Below are 6,840 nucleotides of genomic sequence, written 5' to 3'. Positions count from 1 at the left end.
TGCCAGATTACGCACTTCCGATGCCACCACGGCAAAACCACGTCCCTGTTCCCCGGCGCGCGCCGCTTCAACCGCAGCGTTGAGTGCCAGAATGTTGGTCTGGAAGGCGATGCTGTTGATAATGGCGGTGATGTCGCCGATTTTCTTCGCGCTGTCGTCGATTTGCGCCATGGTCTGCACCACCTGGCCCACCAGTGACTCACCGCGGCTGGCGATGTGCGTGGCGTTATCGGTCAGCGTCGTCGCCTGATGCGCGTTAGCAGCGTTGTGTTTCACCGTCGCGGTAATCTGCTCCATGCTGGCGGCAGTTTGTTCCAGCGCGGCCGCCTGCTCTTCGGTACGTGACGCGAGGTTGAGGTTGCCGCTGGCGATTTCACCCGCGCCCTGGCGCACCGAGGCGCTGGCATCCTGAATCTGCCCGACAATCTCGCGCAGCTGGTTTTGCATAGTGTGCAAGGCGAAGAACAGACTGCTGCTGTCGCGCGCTTTCAGCGGGATAGCGTTATCCAGTTTGCCATCGGCCACCGCCAGCGCAATGGTGGCTGCGGTCAGTGGCTCACCGCCAATCGGCTTCAGCACTTTGCGACTAAATACCAGCCCAAGCAGTGCGCACACCACCAGGATGCTAATCACCATTAAAATCACCGCGTTAATCAGCTGACGGTGCGCCGCTTCCATGACTTTGCTCACCGGGGCCACCACGCCGAGATACCATTTCTGATCGCTGTTACCGATCACCACCGGCCGCCAGGCCACCAGCGCATCCTCGCCCAGAATAGCGTCATGCTGTTCGGTGACCGTGCTGCTGAAATTATGTGTGTCGCCCTTCCAGGCTTTGCTGGTCTGGCTTTTGTCCGGATAAGACACCACATTGCCCGCGCTCGAGAGCAGCATGGCGTAACCGCTGCCTTCCCACGGTTTGATGCTGTTCACTTTTTCCTGCAGTGACGCCAGTGAGATATCGGACGTCACCACGCCCCACAGTTTGCCCTGGCTGATAATTGGCGCGGCCACCGAGGTCAGCAGCGTTGGCACACCGTTATAGGCATAGCTATAAGGTTCGATCAGCGTATCTTTCTGGCTTTTCTGCGGCAGCAAATAGTAATCGCCCTGGCCTGGCGTAAAGATTGAGGTCAGCGGATGCAGGGCAAAATTGCCACCCTGGTCGCGATCGACGAAATAGGCGTAACGTCCTTTAGGTGCCGCGCCAGCCTGAGAGGCAAACTCAGCATCGCGTCCGTCAAATGCGTTTTCTTCGAAGATGACCGAAATAGAGAGATAGTCCGGATTATCACGCAGTGCAGAGACCAGCAGCTTATCGGCCACTTTACGGTCCTGCACACCGGCAGCCGGCAGGGCAATCAGACTGTGGCCGAGGTTGTGTGCGACATCGCGTGCGTAACTCAGCTCCTGCTGGATTTGCAGCGCCTGACTCTGCGCAATCTGCTGTAAGTAACTCTCCGCCAGCGATTTTTGCTCATTGCTGGACTGCCAGCTGAGCACGCCGATAGTCACGGCGAAGCCCAGGGTGATGGTTAAGGCGCCCGTCAGCAGCATTTGTGTGCGGGTGCTCATTTTTTTCTTATTAGATACGGTTGTGGCCATGTCGGCGCTCCTGGTGTTGACACTTTATTACTGAAAAAGAATCACGCCCTGTGCACCTGCATCCCTGTAATCACTCTATCGGCGCACAATCCGGGAACTTGATGGCCTGGCAGGTCCGATCAGAAAACCATCAGCCGCTGTTGCGGCGTTGAGTCGCCATTAAAAACGCTAAGACGATGCAGTAAAAAAGAGGGAATTTGATCTGGCGCAAGATCGCCACTTCGTTGTGCTGTCAGGTTATTGCGTACGGGCGCAACGCGCCGCATAACAAGAGGAATGCAACATGGCAGGTAAATTGAGTCTGGCAGGGTTAATGGTGGTCTGGCTGGTGTATGTGGCGTGGATGGTCAGTTACTACTCAGGCACCTTCTCTCTTTTCACGCACTGATCCTTAGCACGGTTCCCAGGCCAGCACAGAGGCTGGCCCGGATTCAGCAGCAGTACAAAGCGAACGCGCGGTTCCTCAGGCGGCTTTGACCGCACGCACCTTCTTCTCTTTTTCCGGCACAGCCGTATCGCTGTCGTCAGCAGCGGTTTCGCCGCTGTCTTTCACCGCGTCCGGCAGTTTGCTGGTGCGCAGAATGTGTTGCACCGCGTCTTTCTGTTCGGCCAGCAGCATACCCAGCGCTTCGGCCTGGGCCTCATCCATCGCTGGCTGATGTTGCTGCAGCCAGTCGGTGAACGCGTCGGCCATATCGAGCATCTTGTCCCATGCATCTGCGTCTTTTTTATTGGCAAACGTCATCTTCTCTTCACCCTTTCTGACCACAACATATTTGGTTTCGACTGCCATGATGCACCTCATTTACTGTGTTTATATACAGTATATTTCATTCAGCTTTTTTAGCCAACGATTTTCTGCTTGCCGTTTAAGCCAGCAGCTCTTCGAGGAAGGTTGCCAGCGCTTTGCGCGGATCGTCCTCTTCAGACACGATCATTTCAATGCCCCACTGCCCCAGTACCTCTTTCGCCACCGGATTATTACGGTTGGTGAACAGGTAGGATTTAGGCCGTGCGGTCGCCAGCCCGGTGCGGCCCCACATCTTGGTCAGGCGATAAAACAGCAGGCGGATATTGAAATCGCTGATGCTGTAGCCAACAAACAGCACGGAGTTACCCATAACATCATGGGTCAGTTTGATATCCAGCGGCGAGTCAAAATAGAGCCGCTCGAAGTAACTGCTCTCATCCAGCACGATGGAGGTATCATCGTCAAAATCGCCATGAAGTTTAATAATATGGCGCTTATCTTCAGTCAGCGACACCAGATCGGCGGCATTAGCGACCTTGCTATACGGCACATTGTGCGCTTCATGCGCCATCTCCAGCCAGCGGTCGTAATTGGTGGTATAGATGCGCGAGAAATTGCCCTGGGTGATCATGGTGTGGATTTCAGAGCTGCGCACGTCGATGTCCGGACGGTGCCACTCGCGATCCATCCAGCTGCGCAGCGGGCCGAGCGAGCCTTTGCGCTGTTTGTAATACTCCGCCAGCGACAAATGGGTGCCGTAGGTATTGAAGATCTTCGGATCGTAGCCCAGCTCATTAGCCAGATGTGCAATCAGCTCGTGCCACTCCGGCAGTCCGAGATTGCGTGAGATGCCCGCACCGGCGAACAGAATCAGTTTGCCGGCATCGTAAGCGCGTTTGAGTTCCGGTTTCATGCCAGTCCCCGCGAAGTTTTCAGAAAGGTGGCAAAGCGATCCAGCGCCAGGCGGCGCATCGAGATTTCGTTTTTCAGTTCGCCCATTTCAGCGAATGTCTGGGTGTGCCCTTCCGGGATAAAGACGCAGTCCCACTGAAATTCGCGCGGCCCCGCCGGCTCCCGGGCAATGGTGCCGCGCAGCTGACCTTCAAACTGGTACATTTTGCGCCCGTCACAGTAGCCGAGGACGGTTTTGGCGGTCACGCCCGGGCTGTCCAGTCCGTTCACCAGTTTGGTAAAGCGTTCTGCGTTCAGCCGGCTCCAGAAGATGCGCGTCAGACCGGCGGGCAGGCCATTGAGCCCATCCAGATATAGGCCGGTATGCTCGACAAACAGCGGGCGGCCAATGATTGAAAAGGCTTTAGTCAGTTTGTCACGAACCAGCTCCACCTCATTTTCGGTCTGAATCTCTTCAATACGGCGCGCAATGGGCACCACTTCGACACCCACCGGCTCAAGGATGGTACGCACCTCGGCCAGCTTGAGTTCATTAGCAGATAAGAAACGAATTTTCATTGCAATCAGTATGTTGAAAGTGGGTTAGTCCAACCTGGTGACGCGTATCCGGCTGCGGTTCCGGCTGTTATTGTCCGGCACGCTGTCGCCGCGCCGCGTGGTCATTCTACTCTGCGGCGACGTCACTGGCGAGGAACAATCGGGTCGCGCTGCGCGCGCCTTCGCCGTTATAGCGCATCGCTTATCGCTGGCGGCGTTAAATATTGCGCCTGAATGCGTTAATAGCGCTATTTGACGCCGCTTATGTCAAATATAAAAATCCGCGCTTAACGCGCAAATAATCTGAAAACAATTATGACAGTCGTCTCGCTTAAATATATTATGTGGCGTTTACACCTTCACGCGTCATGACAATAAAACCCGGAACCGTTTATGAACCCTTTGTTGAGTTCAGCCTGGTCGCGCATCCGTAATCTGCCCTTCATTTTGCAGGGTGATAGCCCGGAAAAAAAGCTCCGCCTGACGCTGCTGATTGCCGGCGTCGCCAGTATCGTGGCTGGTATCTTTATGGCAACACTGAATTTCAGTCGCGGTCATCATGACATTGGCTGTCTGTATATCGCCAGTATAGCGCTGGGGGGCTACATCATCATCGGCGCCTTCAGCGACCGGCTGGAGCGGCATCTGGCGATCATTACCCATGCGTTATTATTTACCATCATCGTGCTGCTGCTGGTGGATAATCACCACGCTGCCGGCAAGCGTTCAGAATATAACTATCTGGTGGCCTTAATCATCGGTTCGGCACTGGTGTTGCGCCAGCAATCCTTTTATCTGAGTAAAATATTTCCGCTGCTGTGCCTGCTGTGTTATCTGTTTTTTGTCACTACCGGTCTGATCTGGGAAAATAATCGTTTTCATCTCAATATTCCGCAGGAAGCCGTTTTTACCGTTTTCAATTGTGCAGTGCCGGTGACGGCACTGCTGTCGACCGTGTTTACCTATGGCGGCAATTATTCCGCCACCGATCTTATCAAGCGCGAACTCGCGTCCGCCATCGAGCGCCAGCAGCTGGAGCTCTATTATCAGCCGCAGGTCGATGGCGACAAAAATCTCATCGGTTTTGAAGCGCTGCTGCGCTGGAAGCACCCGGAGAAAGGCTTTATCTCGCCGGAGGTGTTTATCCCGGTAGCCGAAAAAAGCGGGCTGATCATTGATATTGGCAAGTGGGTGCTGGAGCGCATGCTGCAGCAAATCGTCGAGTGGGATCGCGTGCTGCGGCTGCCTCCGCTGGTGTTTTCCATCAATATCAGCCCGCTGCAGTTGATGCACCGCGACTTCACCCATGACACGCTGCTGACGCTGTCGCATTACAAAATCCGTCCTGAGCGGCTGAAGTTTGAAATTACCGAGACCACCTTTATTTACGATCAGCAGCGCATTGGCGATGTCATCAACCACTTCAGCCAGTTAGGGATCAAATGGGCGATCGACGATTTCGGCGTCGGCTACTCTTCGCTTAAGTCGCTGAGTGATTTCGCTATTGATGATATTAAGATTGATAAATCCCTGATCATGCACATTTTTGAAAACGAATCGGCGGCGATTGTGGTGCAAAAGACCATTGAGCTGTCGCGCGCGATGGGGCTGAACGTGCTGGCGGAAGGCATTGAGAGCGAGGAGTATTTCGAGCACCTGCGCAATAAGGGCTGCCATTTATTCCAGGGTTACCATTTTGCCCGCCCGCTGCCCGCCGCCGAAGCATTGCAGTGGATAAAAAAAGCAGGCTAAACCGGGCGAGCCTTCATTTTTTAAGCCGGTGCGCAGCAATGCGCACCTTACGAAAGCCCGAGCGAGCCGTAGGGTCGCCATTTATGGTGACCACACCGCACGCCTGAGCACCCCGCCCTAGTTCTCCTGATAAACAATCCCGGGCGGATTAACCTGCGAAATCTCCACTGCCTCGCCCTCTTCACCCCATCTTGCCAGCACCTGGTGATACTGGCCGCCAGCGATAGCGCCGTTGATCGCCTGCTGCAGCGCGACGTCCAGGCCATTGCCCTTCTTCGTGGTGACCGCCACCCAGGCGCGAAACGGTCCGTGCCCGACAATTTTGGTTTGCCCGCGCGAAGCCACTTTCCACGCCGCCATGGCCTGCGGGCCAAATGACGCATCGGCCCGGCCAGAGAGCAGCGCCAGCGTGGCGGAGGCATCATCGTTGAGATAAATCGGCTGCACCGGGGCCAGGCCCTGCGCCCGATTCTTCTCATCCCAGCTCAGTAAGATTCGCTCCTGATTGGTGCCGGAGCCCACGATAATCCGTTTGCCGGCCACGTCTTCCCGGCGACGAATCGCGCTGATTTTACTGTCCGCTTTCACCGCGAAGGCGTGGTTATCCGCGCGATAGGTGGCGAAATCAAACTTCTGCTTGCGCTCCTCGGTCACCGCGATATTAAACATCGCCACATCATAGCGCCCTGCCGTGATGCCCAGCGGCCAGTCCTCCCAGGCCGCCGGCACCAGCCTGAGTTTCAGACCGAGGCTGTCGGCCAGCAGGCGCGCAATGTCCGGGTCGCTGCCGATCAGCGTTTTATTATCGGACGCCCAGAGACCAATCGGCGGTGAATTATTGGCTGAAGTGGCGACGGTTAAATAGCCGGGGTGAACAAAATGAAATCCGGCTGGGATCTTCGCGATCGCCTGCGGATTGGCCGCCATAGTGATCGGCGTTTCGTTATGACTGGCGTCAAGCTGTTGCGCACCTGTCGCGGGTGCCGCCAGTACCGCACCCGCCAGCGCGACTATGATCACTTTCTTCATTACAGCACCCGGGCGAGAAAACGTTTGGTGCGCTCATGACGCGGCTGATTTAGCACCTGCTGGCTGCTGCCCTGCTCAACCACGCGCCCGTCAACCATAAACACCACGTTATCCGCCACTTCACGCGCAAAGCCGATCTCGTGCGTGACAATCACCAACGTGGTGCCGGATCGCGCCAGTTTTTTAATCACATCCAGCACTTCGCCCACCAGTTCCGGGTCGAGCGCCGAAGTCGGCTCATCAAACAGCATCAC

Annotated in this window: 7 protein-coding genes; 1 reads left to right on the top strand and 6 read right to left on the bottom strand. The window is 55.7% G+C overall.

All coding sequences use genetic code 11. The features are described 5' to 3' along the window. The 4 genes from ERD80_RS15005 to ERD80_RS14990 all read right to left on the bottom strand — a co-directional run. A partial coding sequence (locus tag ERD80_RS15005) for a methyl-accepting chemotaxis protein (RefSeq protein WP_136547446.1) occupies positions 1-1,605 on the bottom strand: 1,605 nt, incomplete at its 3' end. A gap of 463 nt (positions 1,606-2,068) precedes the next feature. Further along, a complete protein-coding gene (locus ERD80_RS15000; RefSeq protein ID WP_021509064.1) occupies positions 2,069-2,398 on the bottom strand; it encodes a YebG family protein in 330 nt (109 codons plus the stop codon). Between the two features lie 76 nt (positions 2,399-2,474). Beyond that, a complete protein-coding gene (locus ERD80_RS14995) occupies positions 2,475-3,269 on the bottom strand; it encodes an SIR2 family protein (RefSeq protein WP_010618046.1) in 795 nt (264 codons plus the stop codon). Then, entirely contained in the window at positions 3,266-3,826 is a 561-nt protein-coding gene (locus tag ERD80_RS14990; protein ID WP_010618047.1) for a non-canonical purine NTP pyrophosphatase, read from the bottom strand. The genes ERD80_RS14995 and ERD80_RS14990 overlap by 4 nt, the downstream gene beginning before the upstream one ends. A 372-nt stretch (positions 3,827-4,198) precedes the next feature. Between ERD80_RS14990 and ERD80_RS14985 the strand changes: the two genes are divergently transcribed. Further along, positions 4,199-5,557 (top strand): EAL domain-containing protein, encoded by a 1,359-nt coding sequence (locus ERD80_RS14985; protein ID WP_021509063.1) that lies wholly within the window; start codon positions 4,199-4,201, stop codon positions 5,555-5,557. 117 nt (positions 5,558-5,674) lie between these two features. Here the strand turns inward: ERD80_RS14985 and ERD80_RS14980 are convergent, their stop codons facing one another. Both ERD80_RS14980 and ERD80_RS14975 read right to left on the bottom strand, forming a co-directional pair. After that, on the bottom strand, positions 5,675-6,586 hold the full coding sequence (locus tag ERD80_RS14980) for an ABC transporter substrate-binding protein (protein ID WP_058775928.1): 912 nt from the start codon (positions 6,584-6,586) through the stop codon (positions 5,675-5,677). Next, the coding region (locus ERD80_RS14975; RefSeq protein WP_136547444.1) for an AAA family ATPase at positions 6,586-6,840 on the bottom strand (255 nt) is incomplete at its 5' end. The genes ERD80_RS14975 and ERD80_RS14980, both read right to left, overlap by 1 nt.

Origin of the sequence: Pantoea sp. R102 (assembly GCF_004916815.1) — a bacterium.
In the GTDB taxonomy this organism is placed as follows: Bacteria; Pseudomonadota; Gammaproteobacteria; order Enterobacterales; family Enterobacteriaceae; genus Pantoea; species Pantoea dispersa.
Note: the sequence above shows the minus strand (reverse complement) of the source record. Positions and strands in the feature narration are given on the sequence as shown.

Excerpts from the sequence above, each read along its gene's own strand:
- ERD80_RS15000 (WP_021509064.1), bottom strand. The coding sequence starts at position 2,398 with ATGGCAGTCGAAACCAAATATGTTGTGGTCAGAAAGGGTGAAGAGAAG.
- ERD80_RS14995 (WP_010618046.1), bottom strand. The coding sequence starts at position 3,269 with ATGAAACCGGAACTCAAACGCGCTTACGATGCCGGCAAACTGATTCTG.
- ERD80_RS14990 (WP_010618047.1), bottom strand. The coding sequence starts at position 3,826 with ATGAAAATTCGTTTCTTATCTGCTAATGAACTCAAGCTGGCCGAGGTG.
- ERD80_RS14985 (WP_021509063.1), top strand. The coding sequence starts at position 4,199 with ATGAACCCTTTGTTGAGTTCAGCCTGGTCGCGCATCCGTAATCTGCCC.
- ERD80_RS14980 (WP_058775928.1), bottom strand. The coding sequence starts at position 6,586 with ATGAAGAAAGTGATCATAGTCGCGCTGGCGGGTGCGGTACTGGCGGCA.